This is a genomic window from Enterococcus sp. AZ071 (assembly GCF_050499065.1).
In the GTDB taxonomy this organism is placed as follows: Bacteria; Bacillota; Bacilli; order Lactobacillales; family Enterococcaceae; genus Enterococcus_A; species Enterococcus_A ferrettii.
Window position 1 is genome coordinate 3442066 of the sequence record NZ_JBIPAS010000001.1, and the last position, 23510, is coordinate 3465575.

Genomic DNA, 23510 nt, shown 5'->3' on the forward strand with positions numbered 1-23510 from the left:
TCGCTTTTTTATTTGATGAATTCTAATCAAAATATATTTATTTTTCGAGCTTTTATTGAGTAAACAGATAAGCAGATGATCGTTTTAAAATAAGAAACCTTAGAATGGGACAAGTTATTTATTATAATTCAAAGAATTTGAATGCGCAAATGTTGTAAGCGTTGACAATAAGAATATATACTACGGATGTAGGTGACATTAAAACAGTTTATTGAATCGATTTGTTATCTTTTCTAAATTGATCACTTGAAAAGATAACGATAATTCGACAACGCAATCACCCGTAAAATAAAGTAATGGAGGAATCGAAATGAGTTCAAAAGTACTTGATCAGTTTCTTGAAACAAATCTAAACGAATTAAGAGAAAAAGGACTGTTCAATACAATCGATGTTATTGAAGGAAGCAATGGTCCAAAAATAACCATCAATGGGAAAGAACTAATCAACTTAGCTTCAAATAATTATTTAGGATTTGCGACTAGGCCGGAACTAATTGAAGCTGATGTTGACGCAACAGAAAAATACGGAGCAGGTGCTGGTGCAGTACGTACTATTAATGGAACATTGGCTATTCACCGTCAATTAGAAGAAAAAATTGCTGAATTTAAAGGAACTGAAGCAGCAATAGCTTTTCAATCGGGTTTCAATTGCAACATGGGTGCTATTTCAGCAGTTATGAAAAAAGGGGATGCCATTCTTTCTGATGAATTGAATCATGCCTCCATCATTGATGGCTGCCGCTTATCTGGAGCTAAAATTATCCGAGTAAATCATCAGGATATGGAGGATTTAGAAAAGAAAGCCAAAGAGTCAACTGAAAGCGGTGAATATAATAAAGTGATGTATATCACTGATGGCGTATTTTCGATGGATGGTGATGTAGCAAAGATTTCAGAAATTGTTGAAATTTGTGAAAGATACAATGTGATTACCTATGTAGATGATGCGCATGGAACAGGTGTTATGGGCAAGGGTGCTGGAACAGTGAAGCATTTTGGCATGCAAGACCATATCGACTTTCAAATGGGTACCTTGTCTAAAGGAATTGGAGTAGTCGGCGGTTATGTAGCGGGGACAAAAGAATTGATTACTTGGTTAAAATCCCAAGCACGCCCATTCCTGTTTTCTACCTCTTTAACACCAGGAGCAGCGGGAGCATCAATTAAGGCTATTGAATTGATTCAGGAACATCCAGAATATGTGGAAAAGCTTTGGGATAATGCCAATTACTTCAAGCAAGAATTGAAACGTATCGGTTATGACATTGGTAAATCGGAAACGCCGATCACACCAGTCATTGTTGGAGATGAAAAACTAGCGCAAGAATTTTCTAAAAAATTAATTGAAAACGGTGTCTATGCGAAGCCAATTGTTTATCCGACTGTACCTTTAGGAACTGGTCGTGTACGTAACATGCCAAATGCTGGTCATACTAAAGAAATGTTAGATGACGCTATTAAGATATACGAACAGGTTGGCAACGAATTAGAAATTATTTAATAAAGATAATACTCAACTAAAGAAGGGAAGTATTTTATTATGAAACGTGTATTGATTACTGGAGCTTTAGGACAAATTGGATCAGAATTAACCGAACGTTTACGTCGTGACTTAGGTGTTGACAGTGTTATTGCAACAGACATCCGTAAGCCTGACAACAACCCAACTGTTGAAAATGGACAATTTGAGACTTTGGATGTACAAGATTACGATAGCTTCTTAGATATGGCAAAACGGTATGAGGTAGACACAATTATTCATTTAGCAGCCCTATTGTCGGCTACTGCTGAACAACGTCCAGCTTTTGCTTGGCAATTGAATATGGGCGGTTTGATGAATGGGTTGGAGGTTGCTCGCGAATTAGGTGAAGGCATTAAATTCTTTGCACCATCTTCCATCGCAGCTTATGGCCCAGACGCTGAACCGGATAGTACACCGCAGGATACAGTGATGCATCCCACTACTATGTATGGTGTAACCAAGGTTGCTGGTGAATTATTGGAGAATTATTACCATGATAAATACGGAGTAGACACTCGCTCTGTCCGCTTCCCAGGGCTAATTTCTTACAAAGTTGAACCAGGTGGAGGAACGACTGACTATGCGGTGGACATTTTTTACGAAGCTTTAAAAAACAAATCCTACAAATCCTTTATTGCTGAAGGGACCTATATGGATATGATGTATATGGATGATGCAATTGATGCGATCGTTGATTTAATGAATGCTGATTCAGATCGCTTGGACCATCGCAATGCCTTTAATATCACAGCAATGTCCTTTGCACCAGAAGAAATTGCAGCAGCCATCAAAAAACGTATTCCAGAATTTGAAATGCATTATGAAGTGGATCCCGTTCGTCAGGGCATTGCTGAATCTTGGCCAAACTCAATTGATTGCCATTGTGCGGTTGATGAATGGAACTTTACTCCAAGCTATGATTTAGAACGCATGACTGATGAAATGCTAATGCGTCTAGAGAAAAAGTTTGAAACTGAAGGAATGGTAGCAAAATAACGAACCACTTATCATTAAGAAAACCATGAGGCGCTGCTAAGAAAAAGGTGAGTGTTCCGAGCAAAACACCATCTTTTTCTGCCTCGCGTGATAAAATGTTTAGCAGACTAAAAACGCCGTGTGTCATTCGTAAGCAGCACTTATTAATTTTTGCGATAGCGGCTTGTCGTTGTAAATAGTCAAATGAGGGGGAAAAGCATGGAAACGAACCAACAAGATGTTGCTTCTTCACCAGCAACCCAAGAAGGTGAATTAAAACGAACGATGACCTTCTTCCCAGCACTATCCACAGTAATGGGTACAGTAATCGGGGCAGGAGTATTTTTTAAAGCAGCCAGTGTTGCTGCGGTAACTGGTTCAACCAGTATGCATATGCTGTCTTGGTTCTTAGGAGGACTAATCAGTGTCTGTGCTGGATTGACCGGAGCAGAGTTAGCAGCAGCTATTCCAGAGACAGGTGGGATGCTGCGTTATATTGAACGTGCATATGGGAAATTTCCTAGTTTTCTATTAGGGTGGGCACAAGTAATTATTTATTTCCCAGCTAATGTAGCAGCTCTGTCGATTATCTTTGCTACTCAATTTAAGAATCTATTTGGATTAGGTGATGGAACGATTATTCCAATTGCTATTGTGGCAGCAGCCTCCATCATGTTAATTAATTTTTTAGGCTCCAAAGCTGGCGGTATGTTCCAATCGGTTACATTGGTCTTTAAACTAATCCCATTAGCTCTGATCGTTATTTTCGGGTTGATGCGTCAAGGGGCGGTTGAAGTTAGTCTGTTTCCAGTTCAGGCAGGTGCCAATGTAGGCGGTTTTGCTCCAGCATTAGGTGCTGGATTATTGGCAACTATGTTTGCTTATGACGGCTGGATTCACGTAGGTAATTTGGCAGGAGAACTAAAAAAACCGGCTAAAGACTTACCTCGTGCAATTGCTGGCGGGATTTTAGGAATCATGGTAGTTTACTTATTAGTAAACTGGGCTTACTTAAAAACTATGGCAATTCCTGAATTAGCAGGTAACGAAAATGCAGCAATGGAAGTTGCTGGACGTATTTTCGGCGGTATGGGAGGCCGTTTAGTAACGATTGGTATCTTAGTTTCAGTTTACGGAACTATTAACGGCTATACTATGACAGGTATGCGTTTGCCGTATACTATGGGGATTGAAAAACAATTGCCATTTTCTAAACAGTTAGCTAAATTGAATCGGAATTCTGTTCCTTACATTGCTGGTATTTTAGAGTTAGTTATTGCGATTGGTATGATGATGGTAGGCGGGTTTGATTTGTTAACCGATATGTTAGTCTTCGTGATCTGGATTTTCTATACGTTAGTTTTTGTTGCTGTTATCAAGCTGCGTAAAACCGAACCAGATTTGCATAGACCCTATAAGGTACCGTTGTATCCGATTATCCCAGCAATTGCGATTATTGGTGGAATCTTCATATTAATCATGACGCTGATTAATCAATTCTCGTTAGCAATGGTTGGATTGCTGATTACTGCATTGGGAATTCCTGTTTACTTCTATATGATGAAAAGAAATCAAAAAGTTTAAATATAAAACTAACATCAGCAGCTGCGGTTGCTGGTGTTTTTTTTGCATAGACAAATATTTTTGATTGAAAGATAATAGAAGGGGGTGTGCAGGATGCTTCAATTAAAAGATTTAGCAGAAGAAATGGATATGCAATTTGATGAAGTAGATAAGTTTGTCCATAAGAAGACAGGCGATTTTGTTTATCTAGAAACAGAGTATTATGCTTTGGCTGAAGCAGTGGATGATGGAGAAAAGGGTCTGACGGAGTGTCAGGATTGGGAAAGGGAAGCTGTTGCTGAAATTATTAAATATTGGGAACATCTGGAGGACTACGCTTCGCTGTCTAATCGTTATGAGATAAATGAATATGGCATGATGGAAGATTTCATTGATCAATTATCCAATGATATGATGCAAAATTGCTTAGAGCAAGCTATACACGGCAAAGGAGCCTTTCGCTATTTTAAAGATACAATCGAGGAGTTAGGCATTAGCCAAGGATGGTATGACTTCAAGGCACAAGCTATGTTGGAAATCGCCAAAGAATGGTGTGAAGATCAAGGAATAGCTTATCAACAGAAGGGAGCAAATAAATGAAACCATGGACCATTCCACAGTTGAAAAAACACTTAAAAACGATGGATGAAAAGCAGCTGCAGCAGCTAGTCGTAGATTTGTACAAGCAGTCGAAGGAAGTCAAGGAAATAATCAACGTTGCTTATCGTGAGGAGGATTACGAAAAAGGAATTGCTGAGGAATATAAAGAAAAAATCTATCGGATATTTTTCCCAAAATCAATGTCAGCTGGTTTCTCATTACCAGAAGCGAAGGTCTTGTTAAAGAAAGGGCTAGGAATTTGCCGTCAACCGGAAAATAGGATTGATCTACAGTTGTTTTTTGTCGAATGCGGGGTCGAATTTACCAATATGTATGGAGATATATCCGAGACCTTCTATTCAGCGATCATTTCAGTGTACGACAAGGCTGTAACAGGGATTAACAAAAATCAGAAGAGTCAAGCACATCCAGGCTTTATCAAAAGATGCATGGCAATTTATAGTGATTCGGAGTGGATGGCTTGGGGCTTTGGAGAAGCGATGGTCGCAATCTCCTTTGAGCTAGATGGGTTCTCAGATGAGTAGCCTGAGCATAAAAAAAGATTGCTGGAACGGACTGCCCCAACAACCTAACGTATTATTCATTTTTACATGTGCGTGTTTGTGTCTCTAACTTCAGCTGAGCGCGAGATAAGTGGGAAGAAGCGTAAGCAATAGATAGCACAGATTCCAACAATTACGTAAATAATTTTTGCGAAAGCTGTTGCCGGACCACCTGCGATAGCTGCTACCAAATCATATTCGAATAAACCTACTAATAGCCAGTTTAAGCCGCCAACGATCAATAATCCAAGTGCAATATAGTCTAATGTTTTCATTGTCATTTCCTCCTTTATCTTAAGATATTTTATATATTATAGGTTTTTTACAGAGCTTACAAAGATATGAACTTGTTATTTCTCAGTATGGGAAAACTCTAATGATGATAGACTCAATTCGTGAATAATTAGATGTGAATCCTTTGGTTACGAGCAATGAGATGGAAAAATGTATCGATTTCGGACAGATTTTAGTAATTCACGAATATTTCTACGATTTATCGCAAAAATCAGTTGCTTTTTTGGAGCCGAAATTATAAGATATTTCAGAAAGTTATGAAATTTCGTTCAATTGGAGGCTGTTATGGGAAAATATTTAGTGTTGCAAACAGATTTTGGTTTAGGTGATGGTGCAGTCAGCGCCATGTACGGTGTGGCTCATATGGTGAGTCCAGAGATTACAATTAGTGATTTAACGCATGATATCCCTCCATACGATATTTGGGTAGCATCCTATCGCTTATATCAAACGGTCAAATATTGGCCGGCAGGAACAGTTTTTGTTTCAGTGGTTGACCCTGGTGTGGGCAGTGCTCGCCGCAGTATTGTCTGCAAAACAAAGTCAGGTCATTACGTGATTACGCCAGACAATGGATCACTAACTCACATTAAGCATTATGAAGGTATCGAAGAAGTTCGAGCAATCGACGAAGTGAAAAGTCGTCTGCCTCATTCGGAGGAAAGCCATACTTTCCACGGTCGAGATATTTATGCTTACAATGGTGCTCGCTTAGCTAGTGGTGAAATTACCTTTGAAGAATTAGGCAGTGTTGTTTCTAATGATAGTATTGCGGAATTGGAGATTGTGGAAGCGAAGCATGAAGGCCATCATATCTTAAGCGGCAGTATTGATGTATTAGATGTAAGATTTGGTTCACTATGGACCAATATTCCACTGGACTACTTTAAAAACGAAGGTATTCAGCATGGGAATATGTTACAAGTAACCATTTTCCATCAAGGTAAAAAGGTCTATCAAAACATTATGAAATTTGCAAAGTCTTTTGCTGATGTGAATGTCGGGGAACCATTGGTTTATATCAATTCATTGGTGAACATTGGCGTCGCGGTCAATCAGGACTCTTTCTCGGACTTGTATCACATCGGTACAGGGACAGACTGGAAGATTGAGTTGCGTAAAGCACCACGAATCATTTTTGAGGAGGAATAAGTGTGAAAAAAGAATTTTCAGTAAAAACAATCGTAGCCATTGGGATTGGCTCAGCAGTATTTGTTATTCTCGGACGTTTTGTGGTGATTCCAACTGGGATTCCAAATACCAACATTGAGACGGCCTATCCGTTCTTAGCCTTGATGTCCGTCATTTATGGACCAGTGGCGGGTGCCTTAATCGGTTTTATCGGCCATACCTTAAAAGATTTCACAACGTACGGCAGTGCTTGGTGGAGCTGGATTATTTGTTCAGGTGTGCTTGGTTTAATCTTCGGTTTTGTTGGTCGCAAAATTGATTTGCAGCATGGTATTTTTGGCAAAAAAGAAATTATTTATTTCAATATTTTTCAAGTGCTTTCTAATGCAGTCGTCTGGGGCTTGTTAGCTCCAACGTTAGATGTTATCATTTATAGCGAACCTGCGAATAAAGTCTATACCCAAGGTGTTGTATCGGTCGTGGTAAATGCTTTGGCAGTAGGAGTTATTGGTACATTATTAATGAAAGCTTACGCAGCGACACAAACCAAACAAGGAAGTCTGAAAAAGGACTAGCTGTCGCTAGCCGGGTGCCTAGCACTCGGCTTTTCTGCGTTTTATTGCTCAAGGAGAAAAAATATGACGAAACCGATGATTGCATTAAATAATTTTACCTTTCAATACCATAGTCAATCGGAACCAACCTTGAAGAATTTAACTGTCACCATCAATGAGGGAGAAAAGGTTCTGGTAGTCGGTCCCTCTGGCAGCGGCAAATCGACCTTTGCCCATTGTATTAATGGTCTGATTCCTAATCAATATGAAGGAACCATTCAAGGAGAAGTTGTGGTTGATGGGAAAAATATTGTGGATAGTTCGTTGTTTGAGCTGTCCTTTAGCACCGGAACGGTCCTGCAGGATACAGATGGCCAATTTATTGGTTTAACGGTAGCTGAGGATATTGCCTTTGTTTTAGAGAATGATGCGGTGGCTCAGGTACAGATGCATGAACAGGTGGCGCGCTGGGCGGAAGTCGTGGATATAGATGGACATTTGGACAAACGGCCTCAGGATTTATCAGGTGGTCAGAAGCAGCGGGTGTCCATGGCTGGCGTATTAATCAATGAAGCACCGATTTTGTTGTTTGATGAGCCCTTAGCGAATCTTGATCCATCAGCTGGTAAAGAAGCGATTGCTTTGATTGATCGGCTGCATAAAGATTCTAAAGCAACAGTAGTGATTATTGAACATCGTTTAGAGGATGTGCTGGATCAGCCAGTGGATCGTGTGATCGTTTTTAATGAAGGTGAGATAGTAGCTGACATGAAACCAGATGAACTATTGCGATCTTCAGTTTTAGCGGAAAATGGAATTCGCGAGCCATTGTATGTAACAGCTATGAAGTATGCCAAGGTGGATTTAGAAAAAGTTGATCATTTGGCCAATCTTGCAGCTTTGAGTGGTAAGGAAATTAAGGATAAGATGGTGGCTTGGGAGGCGGAGCATTTTGATCTAAGCACCTCTCAACAAGGCGAATCGCTATTGGAATTATCTGATCTAACCTATCGTTATCGCAAGCAGGATCCACTAGTAATTGATCATCTGTCAGCCACTATTCATAAAGGTGAACGCATTAGTATCGTTGGTAAAAATGGTGCAGGTAAATCAACTTTGTTCAAAGCAATTTGCGGCTTTATCTCGCCTGATGGACAAATGCTGTGGAATGGGCAGGATATTACCAAGGAATCAATTAAGGAACGCGCTGATAAAATCGGTTATGTCATGCAGAACCCTAATCAAATGATTTCGAAGAAAATGATTTTCGATGAAGTAGCTTTGGGACTAGTTCTTCGGGGTGTTTCTGAAACAGCAATCAAAGAACGAGTAGAGCATGCCTTAAAAGTTTGCGGCTTGTATCCATTTAGAAACTGGCCAATTGCAGCCCTAAGCTATGGACAAAAGAAACGCGTGACGATTGCGGCTATTTTAGTGCTAGAACCAGAAATGATCATTCTTGATGAACCAACTGCTGGTCAGGATTTTCGCAATTATACTGAAATGATGTGCTTTATTGAAGAATTAAACAAATTAGGTAAAACAGTAGTTATGATCACTCACGACATGCATCTAATGCTGGAATACAGTGATCGGGCTTTAGTCATCGGTGGCGGGAGAGTCTTGATGGACACCACACCAATCGACGTACTGACCTCAAGAGAGCTGGTGGAGCAGTCTTCATTGAAGGAGACTAGCCTGTTTACCTTTGCGGAAAAGATTGGTTTGCAGGACCCGATTACTTTTACACGTAAATTTATCCATTATGATCGGGAGGTGCGCCAACGATGAACGAACATCAAACTTTGGGGTATCATCCCGACAATACGGTGATTCACGGGTTGAATGCTACTGCTAAGCTAGTGTTTCTGCTGTTAGTTTCAGTTGCTTGTATGACTACTTATGATACTCGGTATTTGTTGGTTGTCAGTATCTTTTCATTGGTCTTGTTTAAGCTGGCGAATATCAAGTGGCATCAGATTTCCTTCGTTATGAAGTTTATCTTTTTCTTTTCTGTGTTGAATCTGCTGGCAGTTTACATTTTTGAACCGGAATATGGGGTTCATTTGTATGGCAGCCGCCATGTGATTTTGGAAGGAATCGGTCGCTTTACCTTGACGCAAGAGCAGCTGTTCTACTTATTTAATTTAGTGTTGAAGTATTTTTGTACGATTCCCTTGGCCTTAGTCTTTTTATTAACGACGAACCCCAGCTCGTTTGCGGCCAGTCTCAATAAAATCGGCTTAAGCTATAAAATCAGCTATGCAGTTTCCTTAGCTTTGCGCTATATTCCTGATATTCAAGAAGATTTCTTTAGTATCTCTCAAGCGCAGCAGGCCCGCGGTTTCGAAATGTCGAAAAAGGGCAAGCTATCTCAACGATTGAAAGGTACAGCCCAAATAGTGCTGCCACTGATTTTCTCTAGTCTCGATCGGATTGAAACCATTAGTACTGCCATGGAACTGCGCCGCTTTGGTCAAAAGAAAAAGCGTACGTGGTATGTGGATCAACCCTTCAAGAATAAGGACTATATCTTGATGCTAGGTAGTATTCTACTGTTTGCGGTCAGCCTATTGCTGTTTAGAGTCAATGGCGGACGTTTTTATAATCCGTTTTAACATTAAACTGTATTTAAAGAGATCGAATAGAAAACTGTAAATATGAAATCCTCCCGCACACTGATGTCTCAGTCGAAGGAGGATTTTTTTATTACAGCCATTCCTCTAAAGCGTGCAGAACTTTCTGAACCTCAAGATTGTCGCTCTCTTTTAGAAAATCATGGTCTAAATAATAGACTGGTTTGAAGCAGCTGTCAGGAATCAAGCGAGCAATTTTTTTGCTGTAACTGAAAGGAATTTCTTTATCGGAAGTACTCGCACTGCTGAAGATACGTGGGAATTTTGCCAAGTCTGCATCAGCAACAGAAAATTCTTCAATAGAATCAACGTCATAATACTCCAGCAGCAGATTTTGCTGCACTGCATAATGATAAAGTAAAAAACGAGTCAACAGTGGATCGTCCCAAATGGTTCCTTCTAGACCTACTGTTGCAATCTGTTTCTCTTCAATAGTCAGCGGCAACAGTTGACGCTCGTTTTGAATAAAAGACAAATCTGTGTAGCCGTAAAAATTGATTAGAAAATCTGGCGATAGTTGCTTAGCCAACAAACGTTTAGTTAACAGAAGCATCAAATAACCACCGGCAGAGCGACCGCAAAAACCAAAAGGTCGGTTACCAATCACCGATTCTTTCAATAAATAGAAGCTTTCTTCTAAAGCATTCATAATTTCTGATAATGTGCTGTTGGGTGCCAATAAATAATCCACTGCTAATACAGTACAATCTTTTGCTAAAAAAAGATCTCGTAACCCGCTGGGCAAATCATTTTTCGATCCATAGATCAAACCGCCGCCGTGAAAATATAAGACCATCTTTTGTTGGGAATCAGTTGGATAGATATCTACGGCTGCACCATTAGTTAGGGTGATTGTTTTTTTCAATGGCGTTTCTCCTCATCTTAATAATATACGTACCGATTTCATGATTCATTACCTGCAAAGGGTCATCCAATTCGATTGATAGAAACTGTTCAATCTTTGTCAAACGGTAGCGAATCGTTTTCGAGTGCAGAAACATGGCTTCTGCTGTTTGTTTATAATTGCGATTGTTGTGCAAAAATTGGTAAAAGGTTTCGAAAAGATCGTAGCTTTCCTGCGACAAAGCCAGTAATTTAGCTGGTACCAATTCATCAATCATCTCAAGCTGCTCACTACGAATGAAATGCCGAAAGATACCGATATCCGCTAATTCCACTACATCGTCGTGATAAAATTCCTCACTGAAATTCAAAATATCTAAACACTCCATTAAGATTTCCTTCAATTCATGTTTGCGTTTTAAGCTACTTAAGACAAACGTCATCGCCGGATGAAATTCTAATATTTCTGTTAACAAACGTTTAACGTCAGTTTTAGCAATACCTTTTTCCTGATCGAAATTAAGTAGAATCAGGGAATAGTTGTGATGATCAAAGAAGATCGATTTGGATTTCAAGGTCTTCAACAAATTTAATGTGCGATCTTTAATCAGCTGAGCTTCTGGTGTTTTAGTCGGAAAGGCGATCGCTTGATAAAAAGTGTACTGATTCATATCGGCTTCCTTCAATAGACTTTCCAGCTCTTCCAGGTTGTTGGGCGTATTTTGTAAAATAGCATCTGCTAAGTTATTCAGTCGTTCATAACGTTCTTTTTTTAACAAATACTCTGTGTTGAATTTTTCTTGCAGTACATCAATCGTATTTTCAATAATCATTAAATCGGTTTCCTTTACCTCGGGTTGATCCAAGTAAACCAACAGCAGGCAGTTGCTGGAGTATGGATTGAATAGACTTACCTCTAAAGCCGAGCGGGTCTTACCTTCCTGCTGAGAAAAAAGTGTCAGCAGTGTGTAGTCATTTTTAGTAAACTCACCACTCGCTAAGCTCTCACGATTCAGCACCACATCATTTTTAGGAACTTTACCAAAGTAAATTTCTTGCTGTTTATCAATCAGTTTTAGATTGCAAGGGTAATTAATTATCTGATAAAACTCTTCCATAATCTGCTCTAGTGAAGGGTAGCTGCGCTCTAGCTTAGTAAAACGTTGGCGTACTTCGTAATAGGTACGCAAAATATGGGTTTGATAATTTAACAAGGGCTCATAAATAGTCAATAGGATTTTTTCGTAACTGACTTCTTGGGCGATCTTGATCAAAGGGATTTCGTATTTAAAGGAAAGCTCGATTACCCACTTGGGGATGATCTTAATGAGACGGTCCATCTTTACCACTAAACCGCTGACACCAATTTGTTGCATTTTACTGAAGAATTCCTCTAGATCGTCCTCAGGTACGCCATTGAAGGCATAAAAGGAAGTTAGGATTAATTGATTCTTTTTGCTCCAGTTTTCAATATCCATGGCCTCTAAAACCATTGCAGATTCTACATCGTTTTCTAGTCCGATATCTTTAGTCAAAATTTTACTTGTTTTTAATTCTCCTTGAGCCAGCAATTCCTTTAATTTCATGAAACTCTCCTTTTTGCGCTTTATGGATAAAAAGTATGACATCTTTTTAGAATATTGTCCGATGAAAACGCAATCTTTTATCTTTAGAATAATAGTGTAGAGGAAAGGTAGGGAAATTGAAATGCTAAACACAGTTATTTTAAAGAATAATTATCAAGATTCAATTAATTTGATGCTGTTGACTAACCGAATCAATGAATTAGAGGCAGTTACCATGAGTCAGTTGATGATGGGAACCAATGCCAATAAAGATATTTTAGAAAATACCGGATTATTAACGGATGAAGCGAAAGCAGCTTCACCTAATGATCTGATGATCGTCGTTGATAGTGAATTACCTGAAATTATGGATCAGGTATTGCCAGAAGTAGACAATTTCTTAAGTGATCTATCTTCTAAAAGCTTCAGTGACGTGAAGCAGGCATCAACTACTTGGCAGGAAGCTTTAGAACAATTACCGGATGCCAATATGGCATTGTTCAGCATCCCAGGAGAATACGGGGCAGCTGAAATGGAGACGGCCTTAAAAAACGGACTACATGTTTTCTCTTTCACTGACAATATACCAGTGGAAGATGAAGTACGCTTGAAGCAACTGGCTCATGAAAAAGGCTTGATGATGATGGGACCTGATTGTGGGACTGGGATTATTTCTAGTATTCCAATCGCTTTCACTAATGTAATCTCACCAGGAAACATTGGTGTTGTCGGGGCTTCGGGAACTGGGATTCAAGAAGTAACAACGATTATCGATCGACTTGGTAATGGAGTGGTTCATGCAATTGGAACCGGTGGCCGGGATCTTAGCAGCAAGGTCGGAGCGGTTACCATGAAAGACGCGATTGTGGCTTTGGAAAATCATGAACCAACCGATGTCATTTGCGTCATCTCAAAGCCGCCAGCAAAAGAAGTGCGTGACGAAGTAGTACAATTACTGCAAAGTATTTCCAAACCAGTAGTAGCAATTTTCTTAGGTGAAAAGCCGACTGCCCATGAAGGGAAGGTTTACTTGGCTCATACGCTAGAAGAGACCGCTAAAATTGCTGTTGATTTAGCCAATGAAGTACCAGTTAAAGCCAACTATTTCGAACCTGTTGCTGAACCAGAGCAAACAATTGCTGAAGGAAAAGTAATCAAAGGCCTTTATTCAGGCGGAACCTTGGCAGCCGAAGCCGGCATGCTAATCTCAGAAGCATTAGGTTTGGCTGGTTTGGTTAAGGAAGCCGGTTATATTTTAAAATCGGATGGTTATGATGTGATTGACTTAGGAGATGACATTTATACCCAGGGTAAACCCCATCCCATGATCGATCCAGAAGTTCGCGTGAAGAAGATTCAAGAATATGCGGCGGAAGAAAACACAGGCGTCATTCTATTGGATATTGTTTTAGGCTATGGTGCGCATGAAGATATGGTAGGAGCTTTAATGCCAGCCATCAAGGAAGCCCAAGCATTGAATCCAGATTTACAATTTGTCGCTACTGTGGTTGGCACTAATAAAGATCCGCAAAATTATGAAGATGCAGTTCTGCGCTTAGAAGCTGAAGGTGTGCTTGTTACCGAAAGCAATGCTAAAGCTGTTCAGCTGGCGTTACGCTTAAAAGGAATTGAGTTGACGGAAGAACCGAAAGCCGTAGCAGCTTATCATGGAAGCAAAATAACTGTACCTGCGCCTAGTGATCCAGTGATGGAATTGCTAAATACCAAACCACGCATTATCAACGTTGGACTGCAAAGCTTCAATCAATCGATTCAAGCCTTTGATGGAAAATCGGAACAATTCAACTGGAAACCGCGAGCAGGCGGTAATCAGAAAATGATTAAGATTTTGAATGCTTTAGAAGATTATGATGAACAAATCGCAGAAGAAAACCAACAGGTAATGGATAAAATCAAAAATGCACAACCTTTTCTAACCGATGTCGTGCCAGCTAAGGATGTTATTCCCGAGCTGAATGAAGAAACTAGAACCTTACTGCACGCTGGACCACCGATTAGTTGGGAAGCTATGACAGGACCGATGAAGGGTTCAGTTGTAGGAGCGGCTATTTTTGAAGGCTGGGCTACTGACGAAAATCAGGTAACCGCCTTAGTGGAAGCTGGCGAGATTCGTTTTATTCCCTGCCATCATGTCCATGCAGTAGGACCAATGGGCGGAATTACTTCAGCCAATATGCCCGTATTTGTAGTTGAAAACCGTTTGGACGGCTCAACAGGTTATTGCACTATGAACGAAGGCATTGGTAAAGTACTGCGTTTCGGGGCCTTTTCACAGGAAGTGATCGACCGCTTGAACTGGATGAAGGATATCTTGGGTCCAACCTTATCAGGTGCGTTAAGACAAAGCGTAACAGGTATTAATCTGAGTGTCTTGATTGCCCGGTCGATTACGATGGGGGATGAATTCCACCAACGCAACTTTGCGGCATCGTTAAACTTTTTAAGAGAAGTAGCACCATTTATTGTGACACTACAAATGGATGAGCAAGATAAATTTGATGTGATGAAATTCTTAGCGGATACCGATCAATTCTTCTTGAATATTATGATGGCAGCCGGTAAGTCCATCGTCGATACGGCTCGTAAAAATGCCAAAGGAACCGTAGTAACGACCTTAACTCGAAATGGTGTCGATTTTGGTGTACGGATTGCAGAAACTGGTGATGAATGGTTTACTGCACCAGTTAATCTGCCAAAGGGCTTGTACTTTACGGGCTTTTCTGAAGAAGATGGTAACCCGGATATGGGGGATAGTGCGATTACCGAAACAATTGGAGTAGGCGGTATGGCAATGGTAGCAGCTCCTGGAGTAACTCGTTTTGTGGGAGCTGGCGGATTCCAGGATGCTTTGTCAATCTCCGATGAAATGGCAGAAATCAGTATTGGGCATAACCCAACCTGGACCATTCCAACTTGGGATTTCCAAGGAACTTGTCTCGGTATTGATATTCGCAAAGTCGTAGAAACTGGCATTACACCGATTATTAATACCGGGATTGCCAATAAAGAGGCTGGTGTCGGACAGGTTGGTGCCGGAACAGTTAGAGCACCATTAAACTGCTTTGAGAAAGCATTAGAAGCCTATGCGAAATCATTAGGCATTGAGGTAGAGTAGGAAAGGATTAGATAAACATGGGATTAAATGTGATTGCTTTAGGCGGAAATGCCATTTTAGATAAAATTCCAACTGACGAGGGACAAAAGGAGGTTGTTCGTAAAGTCGCGTCAGACATTATCGAATTTATTGAACTAGGGGAGCAAGTGGTGATTTGCCATGGCAACGGCCCACAGGTGGGAAACCTGTTGATTCAGCAAAAGGCTGGTGATTCAGAAAAGACGCCGATGATGAAGCTGGACACTAATGTAGCCATGACCGAAGGCAGTATCGGCTACTGGATTCAGCAAGCGATTCAAAATGAGTTGCAAAAACGAAACATCAAAAAAAGTGTTATTAGTGTCATCACTCAAGTAGAAGTGGATGCAGCAGATCCTTCCTTTCAAGATCCTACTAAACCAATTGGGCCGTTTTACACTAAAGAGGAAGCCCAACAAAAAATGGATAGTGGAGAAGGAATTTATCAAGAGGATTCAGGAAGAGGCTATCGCAAAGTGATCGCCTCTCCTAAGCCAAAACAAATTGTTGAAAAAGAGGCAATCCTTTCATTGGTTGAAGCAGATGTTATCACTGTTTGTGTAGGTGGCGGTGGTATTCCAGTTATCAAGAATCAAGATGGAAGGTATGAAGGGGTGGAAGCAGTAATCGATAAGGATCTTTCCGCCAACAACCTAGCGAAAGAAATCAATGCAGATCGTTTGATTATTTTGACTGGTGTGGACAATATCTACATTAATTACAACCAACCGGATCAAAAGAAGTTGGAAAAATTGACGATCGGGGAGGCCAAGCAATATATTAAAGAAAATCAATTCCCACCAGGCAGCATGCTGCCAAAGGTTGAATCAGCGATTGATTTTGTTAAAGAAGGCCAAAAACGAGAAGCTGTGATTACATCCATTGAAAATTTGAGCAATATTGTAGCGGGTTATGGAACGAGAATTGTTTGTTAATACTACAAAAAAGTAGAGGAGTTAAGTCATGAAACGAAAAATTACGTTATTCCTGTTGATGTTACTAGTAGGCATAACCTCAGGAATCAGTGCTTATGCGTCAGATGGATTAGACGCCATTGTAGCACCAACCGGGTTTAAAGCTATTTTAGTTATTGTTCCATTAATACTGGTATTAGTTTTACTGTTTATGAAGGTCGATATGATTATCGCAGGTTTAGTTGCGGGGATTCTGGCAATGCTGATTGGCGGCATCAGTTTGATGGATGCCAATGCTCAGTTGCTGGAGACTATTCCTTCTATGCTAAGTATCACAGTTCCGATTATTAACTCAGCAGTAGCTATGGCGGTCTTCAAGGCAGGAAGCTACTCGGCAGCGTTAACGCTGGCTAAACGTGGAACCAAAGGAAAAGTAGAATATGTTTCAGCATTTATCGTGGTTTTATTAGCAGCGGCGACCTACATGTCAGGAATCGGCGGCGGCAGTGCGATGGTTATTGCCCCATTGGCCTTTGCAGCAGTTGGGGTTGTACCTGAGTTGATTGCTGGGATGTCCTTGGCAGCAGCCGTTTCCTTCACCACTTCACCTGCTTCATTAGAGTCGAGTATTGTTTCCAAATTGGGTGATGTAAGTGTCGGTGATTATGTTTCAGTTATGCGTCCTTATTGGTTGGTATTTGTTGTCTTGGCAATCATTTTAGCCTTCTGGGGAACCAAACGCCGCAATGTTGGCTTCAAGGAATCAGAGGATGATATCTTTGATAAAAAATCCAATGGAGAATTATTCAAATTAACGTTACCGGCTATTTTCTTATTGTTTGCAGTAATCTTTGGTCCAGTGGTAAATGATTTGATCGGCTTTGCTTTCTTTACACCATTGGTTTATATGATTTTAACCTTAGCTTTAGTATTCGTTTGTACAGACTTCACCATGAATCAATCGGTGGAAGCGATGGTAGACGGCTCAACTTATATTTTGACTCGACTGTTCCAAGTAGGGATTTTCTTAGCATTCATTAATGTCATTGCGCAAACTGGTACTTTTGCAGTTATTGCCGGCATTGCTCAAAACGCACCTGAGTTTATTGTAGTGCCAGTAGCTATTTTAACTGGAGTGTTAATTGGTGTTCCAGCAGGTGCTTACGTAGGATCGGTGTTAACGTTAGTATTGCCAGTCGCCGTTTCATTAGGGTTCCCACCGTTAGCATTAGGATTTGTTACGATGGGTGTTGGTTTAGGGAGTCAAATGAGTTTTGTAAATATCACCATGCAGGCCTTGTCTTCCGGCTTCCAGATTCCAATTTTGGATGTGGTAAAGGGAAATGTGAAATGGCTAAGTCTAGCCTCGGTTCTACTATTAGCAATTGGTTTAATTTTTGGGTAATATAAAAAAAGACATAGGAGTGAACAGAATGGATTTATTAATTAGACAAGCAAGATTAAATGATGGCGAAGCGTTGCAGGATATCGCGATTGAAAACGGCAAGATTGTCAAAATTGCACCGACTATTGACGAAAACGCCGATGAAGTAATCGAAGCGGAAGGGCGAGTATTGATTCCAGGACTAGTGGAAAGTCACATTCATTTGGATAAAGCCTTAATCGCCGACCGTGAGCCCAACAAATCTGGTACTTTAAAAGAAGCGATTCAAGTAACCGCAAAATTGAAACCAACGTTCACTGAAGAAGATGTTTATACACGGGCGAAGCAAGCCTTGGAAATGATTATTCGTCGTGGGGCAACGACAGTTAGAACCCATTCCGAATTTGATCCAGCCCAAGGATTTACTGGCTTCAACATGATTTTAAAATTAAAAGAAGAATACAAAGATATGATTGATATGCAGGTGGTGGCCTTCCCGCAAGAGGGAATTTTTAAAGCACCTGGTACTGAGAAAATGATGTACGAAGCGATGGATATGGGTGCTGATGTAGTAGGCGGTATTCCTTACAATGATGCACCAGCAAATGAGCACATTGATTTGATATTTGAAATTGCCAAAAAATACGATAAGGACATTGACCTGCATCAAGATTTTGCTGATGAAGCCGATGAAACGTCGATTGAATATCTATGTGAAAAGACGATTAAAGAAGGATACGAAGGTCGCGTATCAGTAGGGCATTTGACTGCTTTACACGCAATGAAGAAAGATGAGTTGGACCGTGTGATCGGAAAAATGGCTGAAGCTAAGATCAATGTGATGCCATTACCAGCTACTGACTTACATTTAGGTGCACGTAATGATGAGTACAATGTTCGCCGTGCAGTAACACCTATCCGCAAGCTTCGGGACGCGGGTGTGAATATTTGTTTGGCAACTAATAACATTCGAAATGCTTTCACACCTTATGGTAATGGTGATCTGATTCAAATTGCAATGCTAGCTGTTCCAGTAGGACATTTGGGCGGAGCCGACGATTTACCAACGGTTTTACCGATGATTACTGAAAATCCAGCCAAAGCTTTAGGTCTAACTGATTATGGAATTGAAGAAGGCAAGAAAGCTGATTTAGTTTTATTGGATACTAAAGTTAAAGCCAATGCGATTATCGATATTCCTGAACGGGTTTATGTTATTAAAAATGGTCGCGTAACAGTGAAGGTGGATACTAAAGTAACTATCAATCGCTAATTTGTAAAAAGGGGTACTGCAACGTGAAGAATACTTGTCAGATAAGTTCATATTTAGCAACCTTGGATTGCTTCGGCAAAATCGGACAGGTTCACAGCGTTTTCCAGCACTCCTTTAATTTGATTATTAATGAGCACCTGCTGCATGTCACCGATACTGAAGACTTTTTGTCCAGTTTCGGAATTCGTATTACAACAGAAAGCTTTGAGGCAGTAAAGCCTTTTTGTCGTCAAGGGAATGTCGTTAAATTAACCCCTGATTCAATGATTTTTTACAGTCATAAAGGAACGAAAAAAATCAAATTTAGCTCAGTGGACTCAGTTCCTTTAGAATTGTCTACAATTTTCTTTAATTCTACGGTACTTAGAACGATGATTGCTGAACTGGAAAACTTTCAGCTGCAACCTCAGCTGGGCTTAATTATTGAAGAAAAGGAATCGGCTTTTTTTGAGTTTCTGATGCGGCCTAATCCAGACAGTGAAGTTTGGAATCAGCTGACGACTTATTTCATTGGGCGCGGTCAAGGATTAACTCCTAGCGGCGATGATTTGCTGATGGGATATCTATTTGTATTAATCAGTTATCAATTGCCGGAAGCCAATCAGCTGATGACCGCTTTGGCTTCAAAAACTGATCGAACAACCATTGTCAGCCAGAATTATCTGGAGGCAATGATTGCTGGCTTTGCTAGTTCACCTTTTGTTGAGCTACAGCAGAAAATGAATCAGGCGGCAAGTGAAGCAGTATTGGCTCAAGCGTTACAAAGGATTTTATCAATCGGGGAAACCTCAGGAAAAGACACGGCCTACGGTATTTTGCTGGGCTTAAATGCAGTAAAAAACAAATGAGGAAGCTTAATTAAGCTTCCTCATTTGTTTTGTAATACTCCATAAATAGTTGATGTAATGTGGGATGCTGACGTTTTAAGTGAACCAGTCGATTGGATTCACTGGACATAAAGCAATGCTCACTGGTTCCGAGGGTAGTGATCGTTTCCGTTGCTAGGTTAATGACTTGGTACTCAAAATTCAAACGAGTTCCGGTATATTTACTGATAATTGGATGGATTAGAACCTCGTCACCGAACCGAACCATCTCTTTGTAGGTGCTGCTAACTCCTAAAACTGGAACAATAATTCCTTCTCGTTCAATTCGTTCAAAGGGATAGCCAGCGAATTCCAGCAAATCGACACGAGCTTCCTCAAACCAGCGAATATAATTGGAATGGTGAATGATCCCCATTTTGTCGGTTTCGTAATAAAAAGGTTTGCGGGTGTAACCAGGATAAGATTTCATTCTTCTGTCCTTTCTTTTTGCGCGTAGTTTTTCATGTAGCGAGAGATTTCTTGGCTGATAGATGTAGGAATCACCACATAATGCTCCTGTGCAAGGTCATCCCCAATTTTACTATGGAGGTAGACAGCTGCTGCAATGCTTTCGCTGCTGCCACCAAACTGAGCAATAAATCCAGCTATTATTCCGGCCAAGGTATCCCCCGTTCCGCCAGTTGCCATGGCAGCATTTCCAACCGTATTATGCCAAATCTGATTACCATCGTAAATCTCTGTACGATGGCTTTTTAGTACGATAGTAGCCGCCAATTCTTTTTGCTTTTCTTGATTGTTCTCAGGTGTCTGCTTATCAATTTCTAGGCCGCTTAGCCGCTGCCATTCTTTTTGATGAGGAGTAAACACTACTTTTTCCGGATATTTCAAAGGCAGCTGATGACTGGCAAACAATGTAATCGCCGACCCATCAATAATCAGCCACTGATTTTCCTGTTGAAGGGATAAGATTTTTTTTAGAATCGATAAGACTGTGACACTTAGCCCCAATCCGGGACCGACCAAAATCACATTAACATTCTTTAGCAGCTCCACCAGCAGCTCCGTATCAGAAAAATCAACGACCATTGCTTCTGGCAGTCGAGCATGCAGGGGGGCATGGTTCTTTTCAGCTGTAACGACGGTTGTCAACCCAGCTCCAGTATTGATACAAGCTTCAGCGCTCATAATAATTGCGCCGCCGTATTGATTATTTCCACCGATTAAAACTGCCCGTCCAAAGGTTCCTTTATGAGAATTTTCTGGACGTTGAGTAATGACTTTTATCAAAATGTCTTCGGTCAGTTGGTTCACAGGGTTCACCCTCTTTATGCTTTTCTTCTTATTATAAAACAACATTTGTCATCTGTCTTGAATAGTCGGTTTATTTTGTTTTCATTTTGTAATTCAGAGTGCTATCATAAAAGTGGTAAAAACAAGGAGGATGAATGCAATGACCATTGATTGGAAAAAAGAAGTCGAAGCACGGAAAGACGACTTGTTAAACGATTTGAACGACTTGTTGCGGATTAACAGCGAACGTGACGACAGTCAAGCAACAAAGGAGGCTCCATTTGGACCAGGTCCTAAAGAAGCTTTGGAAAAAATGCTTACTATTGCAGAGCGTGACGGGTTTTCTACCAAAAATGTGGACAACTATGCGGGACACATTGATTTTGGCGAAGGGGACGAAACCTTAGGGATCTTCGGACACTTAGATGTTGTACCAGCTGGTGATGGCTGGGATACTGATCCCTATGAACCAGTTGTAAAAGACGGCAAATTATATGCCCGCGGATCAAGCGACGACAAGGGTCCAACCGTTGCGGCTTATTATGCAATGAAAATGATTAAGGAATTAGACCTGCCTGTTTCTAAAAAAATTCGTTTTGTCATCGGAACTGATGAAGAAAGGGGCTGGGCAGATATGGATTATTACTTTGAACATGAAGAAAAACCTGATTTTGGCTTCTCACCTGATGCTGAGTTCCCAATGATCAATGGAGAAAAAGGCAATGTCACCTTTGTTCCTCATTTTGACGGAACCAACGGTGTTGATTATGTATTAAGCAGCTTTAACGCCGGCCTGCGTGCCAATATGGTTCCTGGCAATGCCAAAGCAGTTATTCAAACACCCGATGAAGCAGCTGCCCAAACGTTAGCCAATGACTTTGCAGATTACGTAGAAAATAATCCAATCAGTGGTAATGCTGAAGTGAAGGGCAATGAAGTCTCTATCGATCTTGTTGGTAAAGCAGCACATGGTGCCAGCCCTCAATCAGGAATCAATGCTGGAACCTTCTTAGCAGTTTTCTTGAACAATTATGATTTTGATGGTGCTGCGAAAGCTTTTATTGATTATTCAGCTAATTACATTCATGAAGATGTTTATGGCAAAAACTTGGGTGTAGCTTATCAGGATGATGTTATGGGTGAATTAACTATGAATGCAGGTGTCTTCCAATTTGAAAACGGACAAGATGAAGACAACCAAATCGTCTTAAACTTCCGTTATCCAAAAGGCATTACTGCCGAAGAAATCGAAAGCACGTTAACTGATCTATTTGCCGACAACGCAAAGGTCTTGTTAGATGGTCATCACATGCTGCCTCATTATGTCCCAGGAGATGACGAGCTAGTTGCTACTTTGATGGATGTTTTTGAAGAGCATACCGGATTAAAGGGTGAAGAAAAAATCATCGGCGGAGGAACCTTTGGCCGTCTATTAGAACGCGGTGTTGCTTATGGTGCGCAATTCCCAGGTTATACCGACACCATGCACCAAGCCAATGAATTTATGCCAGTAGAAGATATCTTACGGGCAACAGCTATCTATGCTGATGCGATTTATCGCTTGGCAAAATAGTAAACAAAAAGGTTACGAAAATCCAAAAGATTTTCGTAACCTTTTTACATAGCTAAGCGATCAATAGTTAGGACTGCTCCGGTTTTGGCATCCGCCATAAATTCGTAAGCAACCAATTTTCCATCCTCAAGACGAGTGATGCCGCCCTCTACACCATTCATACGAATGGCAAATTTCCTTAAAGGTTTTGTCTCAAAAGAGATCCAGGAGCCTTCAATAGGACCTTCTTCTAGAAATGCTTTTTTGATGCGATTTAAAATTTCATCCGGGGATAAATTTTGTTTTTTCTGAAACCAGTAACTACCAGCAATTCCACCCACTAGTCCAAAAGTTGAACCAATTAGTAAGCCGCGGGAAAAATCTGTGTGTTTGCCCATGTGCATAAACCCTCCTGCCGTCTATTTCCCATCAATTTTAACATAGATTTGCTTAAAAGGTCTGTTTAATTGCCAAAATACTTTCTTTCGCAAAACAAAAAGAAACGTGTATAATTAAAGTAACAAAAGAAAAGGTCGTGACGCAAATGATTATTCCAAAAAATATTGAGGAACTAGCTAATTATGTAAAAAAAGGGAAAAATATCTTCTTCTTTACTGCCGATTGGTGCGGTGACTGCAGCTTTATCAAGCCGCAAATGCCGGAAATTGAAGCAGCTTTTCCTCAGTTTCAGTTCATTCAAGTCGATCGAGATGACTATTTGGATGTAGCCGCTGAATGGAATGTTTTTGGAATTCCTAGTTTTGTTGTGACTAATGACGGAGAAGAGTTAGGGCGTCTGGTAAATAAGAACCGTAAGACGAAAGAAGAGATCGTGGACTTTTTGGAAAAAGTGGAAGGGTAAGTGAAAGA

The 23510-nt window shown here is 40.5% G+C and carries 22 protein-coding genes; 16 read left to right on the top strand and 6 right to left on the bottom strand.

Annotated features, from left to right (window positions below; all coding sequences use genetic code 11):
* The first annotated feature begins 310 nt into the window (after positions 1-310).
* The 5 genes from IGI49_RS16790 (at position 311) to IGI49_RS16810 (ending at position 5205) form a co-directional block, all read left to right on the top strand.
* The gene (locus IGI49_RS16790) at positions 311-1501 is read left to right on the top strand and encodes a glycine C-acetyltransferase (protein ID WP_429962610.1); all 1191 of its coding nucleotides are present in this window, start codon (positions 311-313) and stop codon (positions 1499-1501) included.
* Positions 1502-1540: 39 nt separating this feature from the next.
* Entirely contained in the window at positions 1541-2518 is a 978-nt protein-coding gene (locus IGI49_RS16795; RefSeq protein ID WP_207703791.1) for an NAD-dependent epimerase/dehydratase family protein, read from the top strand.
* Between the two features lie 198 nt (positions 2519-2716).
* On the top strand, positions 2717-4081 hold the full coding sequence (locus IGI49_RS16800; protein WP_207703792.1) for an APC family permease: 1365 nt from the start codon (positions 2717-2719) through the stop codon (positions 4079-4081).
* Positions 4082-4174: 93 nt separating this feature from the next.
* The gene (locus IGI49_RS16805) at positions 4175-4660 is read left to right on the top strand and encodes a hypothetical protein (RefSeq protein WP_429962611.1); all 486 of its coding nucleotides are present in this window, start codon (positions 4175-4177) and stop codon (positions 4658-4660) included.
* On the top strand, positions 4657-5205 hold the full coding sequence (locus IGI49_RS16810) for a DUF6155 family protein (protein WP_207703795.1): 549 nt from the start codon (positions 4657-4659) through the stop codon (positions 5203-5205). The genes IGI49_RS16805 and IGI49_RS16810 overlap by 4 nt, the downstream gene beginning before the upstream one ends.
* Before the next feature lie 62 nt (positions 5206-5267).
* Here IGI49_RS16810 and IGI49_RS16815 read toward each other — a convergent pair whose 3' ends face one another.
* The gene (locus tag IGI49_RS16815) at positions 5268-5498 is read right to left on the bottom strand and encodes a DUF378 domain-containing protein (RefSeq protein ID WP_207703816.1); all 231 of its coding nucleotides are present in this window, start codon (positions 5496-5498) and stop codon (positions 5268-5270) included.
* 304 nt (positions 5499-5802) lie between these two features.
* Here IGI49_RS16815 and IGI49_RS16820 point away from each other — a divergent pair, with 304 nt between their 5' ends.
* The 4 genes from IGI49_RS16820 to IGI49_RS16835 all read left to right on the top strand — a co-directional run bounded on the left by IGI49_RS16820 (position 5803) and on the right by IGI49_RS16835 (position 9820).
* Positions 5803-6669: an SAM hydrolase/SAM-dependent halogenase family protein gene (locus IGI49_RS16820; RefSeq protein WP_207703796.1), complete on the top strand. Its 867-nt coding sequence runs from the start codon at positions 5803-5805 to the stop codon at positions 6667-6669.
* Between the two features lie 2 nt (positions 6670-6671).
* Positions 6672-7223, top strand: coding sequence for an ECF-type riboflavin transporter substrate-binding protein (locus IGI49_RS16825; protein ID WP_207703797.1), 552 nt, complete (start codon positions 6672-6674; stop codon positions 7221-7223).
* 63 nt (positions 7224-7286) lie between these two features.
* The gene (locus IGI49_RS16830; RefSeq protein ID WP_429962612.1) at positions 7287-8993 is read left to right on the top strand and encodes an ABC transporter ATP-binding protein; all 1707 of its coding nucleotides are present in this window, start codon (positions 7287-7289) and stop codon (positions 8991-8993) included.
* Entirely contained in the window at positions 8990-9820 is an 831-nt protein-coding gene (locus IGI49_RS16835; protein WP_207703799.1) for an energy-coupling factor transporter transmembrane component T family protein, read from the top strand. Before IGI49_RS16830 ends, IGI49_RS16835 begins: the two co-directional genes overlap by 4 nt.
* 91 nt (positions 9821-9911) lie before the next feature.
* Here IGI49_RS16835 and IGI49_RS16840 read toward each other — a convergent pair whose 3' ends face one another.
* Together IGI49_RS16840 and IGI49_RS16845 are read right to left on the bottom strand one after the other, a co-directional pair.
* Positions 9912-10703 carry an alpha/beta hydrolase gene (locus IGI49_RS16840; protein WP_429962613.1) on the bottom strand — a complete coding sequence of 264 codons (792 nt, stop codon included), beginning with the start codon at positions 10701-10703 and terminating at the stop codon, positions 9912-9914.
* Positions 10678-12267 (bottom strand): PucR family transcriptional regulator, encoded by a 1590-nt coding sequence (locus IGI49_RS16845; RefSeq protein WP_207703801.1) that lies wholly within the window; start codon positions 12265-12267, stop codon positions 10678-10680. Before IGI49_RS16845 ends, IGI49_RS16840 begins: the two co-directional genes overlap by 26 nt.
* Before the next feature lie 121 nt (positions 12268-12388).
* On the opposite strand from IGI49_RS16845, the gene fdrA reads away from it, so the two are divergent.
* Genes fdrA through IGI49_RS16870 form a run of 5 tightly spaced genes read left to right on the top strand, consistent with a single transcriptional unit; the run spans position 12389 to position 19819 of the window.
* Positions 12389-15382 (top strand): acyl-CoA synthetase FdrA, encoded by a 2994-nt coding sequence (gene fdrA / locus IGI49_RS16850; protein ID WP_429962614.1) that lies wholly within the window; start codon positions 12389-12391, stop codon positions 15380-15382.
* A gap of 17 nt (positions 15383-15399) precedes the next feature.
* On the top strand, positions 15400-16335 hold the full coding sequence (gene arcC / locus IGI49_RS16855; RefSeq protein WP_429962615.1) for a carbamate kinase: 936 nt from the start codon (positions 15400-15402) through the stop codon (positions 16333-16335).
* A 28-nt stretch (positions 16336-16363) separates the two neighbouring features.
* Entirely contained in the window at positions 16364-17719 is a 1356-nt protein-coding gene (locus tag IGI49_RS16860) for a citrate transporter (protein ID WP_429962616.1), read from the top strand.
* A 28-nt stretch (positions 17720-17747) separates the two neighbouring features.
* On the top strand, positions 17748-18971 hold the full coding sequence (locus IGI49_RS16865; protein ID WP_429962617.1) for an amidohydrolase family protein: 1224 nt from the start codon (positions 17748-17750) through the stop codon (positions 18969-18971).
* 23 nt (positions 18972-18994) lie between these two features.
* Positions 18995-19819, top strand: a complete 825-nt coding sequence (locus IGI49_RS16870) for a DUF2877 domain-containing protein (protein WP_429962618.1) — start codon at positions 18995-18997, stop codon at positions 19817-19819.
* 10 nt (positions 19820-19829) lie between these two features.
* On the opposite strand, the gene IGI49_RS16875 is transcribed toward IGI49_RS16870, so the two are convergent.
* Entirely contained in the window at positions 19830-20267 is a 438-nt protein-coding gene (locus IGI49_RS16875) for an acyl-CoA thioesterase (RefSeq protein ID WP_429962619.1), read from the bottom strand.
* Complete coding sequence (locus tag IGI49_RS16880; RefSeq protein WP_429962620.1) at positions 20264-21109, bottom strand: NAD(P)H-hydrate dehydratase; 846 nt, start codon at positions 21107-21109, stop codon at positions 20264-20266. Before IGI49_RS16880 ends, IGI49_RS16875 begins: the two co-directional genes overlap by 4 nt.
* A gap of 139 nt (positions 21110-21248) precedes the next feature.
* Between IGI49_RS16880 and pepV the strand changes: the two genes are divergently transcribed.
* Positions 21249-22661, top strand: coding sequence for a dipeptidase PepV (pepV, locus tag IGI49_RS16885; protein WP_429962621.1), 1413 nt, complete (start codon positions 21249-21251; stop codon positions 22659-22661).
* A gap of 44 nt (positions 22662-22705) precedes the next feature.
* Here the strand turns inward: pepV and IGI49_RS16890 are convergent, their stop codons facing one another.
* Entirely contained in the window at positions 22706-23038 is a 333-nt protein-coding gene (locus tag IGI49_RS16890; RefSeq protein ID WP_207703810.1) for a hypothetical protein, read from the bottom strand.
* Between the two features lie 137 nt (positions 23039-23175).
* Between IGI49_RS16890 and IGI49_RS16895 the strand changes: the two genes are divergently transcribed.
* Complete coding sequence (locus IGI49_RS16895; protein ID WP_429962622.1) at positions 23176-23502, top strand: thioredoxin family protein; 327 nt, start codon at positions 23176-23178, stop codon at positions 23500-23502.
* Positions 23503-23510 lie beyond the last annotated feature (8 nt).

Coding starts and splice junctions, on each gene's coding strand:
- IGI49_RS16790 (WP_429962610.1), top strand. CDS start 311: ATGAGTTCAAAAGTACTTGATCAGTTTCTTGAAACAAATCTAAACGAA.
- IGI49_RS16820 (WP_207703796.1), top strand. CDS start 5,803: ATGGGAAAATATTTAGTGTTGCAAACAGATTTTGGTTTAGGTGATGGT.
- IGI49_RS16860 (WP_429962616.1), top strand. CDS start 16,364: ATGAAACGAAAAATTACGTTATTCCTGTTGATGTTACTAGTAGGCATA.
- IGI49_RS16845 (WP_207703801.1), bottom strand. CDS start 12,267: ATGAAATTAAAGGAATTGCTGGCTCAAGGAGAATTAAAAACAAGTAAA.
- IGI49_RS16835 (WP_207703799.1), top strand. CDS start 8,990: ATGAACGAACATCAAACTTTGGGGTATCATCCCGACAATACGGTGATT.
- IGI49_RS16810 (WP_207703795.1), top strand. CDS start 4,657: ATGAAACCATGGACCATTCCACAGTTGAAAAAACACTTAAAAACGATG.
- pepV (WP_429962621.1), top strand. CDS start 21,249: ATGACCATTGATTGGAAAAAAGAAGTCGAAGCACGGAAAGACGACTTG.
- IGI49_RS16890 (WP_207703810.1), bottom strand. CDS start 23,038: ATGGGCAAACACACAGATTTTTCCCGCGGCTTACTAATTGGTTCAACT.
- IGI49_RS16830 (WP_429962612.1), top strand. CDS start 7,287: ATGACGAAACCGATGATTGCATTAAATAATTTTACCTTTCAATACCAT.
- IGI49_RS16865 (WP_429962617.1), top strand. CDS start 17,748: ATGGATTTATTAATTAGACAAGCAAGATTAAATGATGGCGAAGCGTTG.
- IGI49_RS16795 (WP_207703791.1), top strand. CDS start 1,541: ATGAAACGTGTATTGATTACTGGAGCTTTAGGACAAATTGGATCAGAA.
- IGI49_RS16875 (WP_429962619.1), bottom strand. CDS start 20,267: ATGAAATCTTATCCTGGTTACACCCGCAAACCTTTTTATTACGAAACC.
- fdrA (WP_429962614.1), top strand. CDS start 12,389: ATGCTAAACACAGTTATTTTAAAGAATAATTATCAAGATTCAATTAAT.
- IGI49_RS16800 (WP_207703792.1), top strand. CDS start 2,717: ATGGAAACGAACCAACAAGATGTTGCTTCTTCACCAGCAACCCAAGAA.
- arcC (WP_429962615.1), top strand. CDS start 15,400: ATGGGATTAAATGTGATTGCTTTAGGCGGAAATGCCATTTTAGATAAA.
- IGI49_RS16805 (WP_429962611.1), top strand. CDS start 4,175: ATGCTTCAATTAAAAGATTTAGCAGAAGAAATGGATATGCAATTTGAT.
- IGI49_RS16815 (WP_207703816.1), bottom strand. CDS start 5,498: ATGAAAACATTAGACTATATTGCACTTGGATTATTGATCGTTGGCGGC.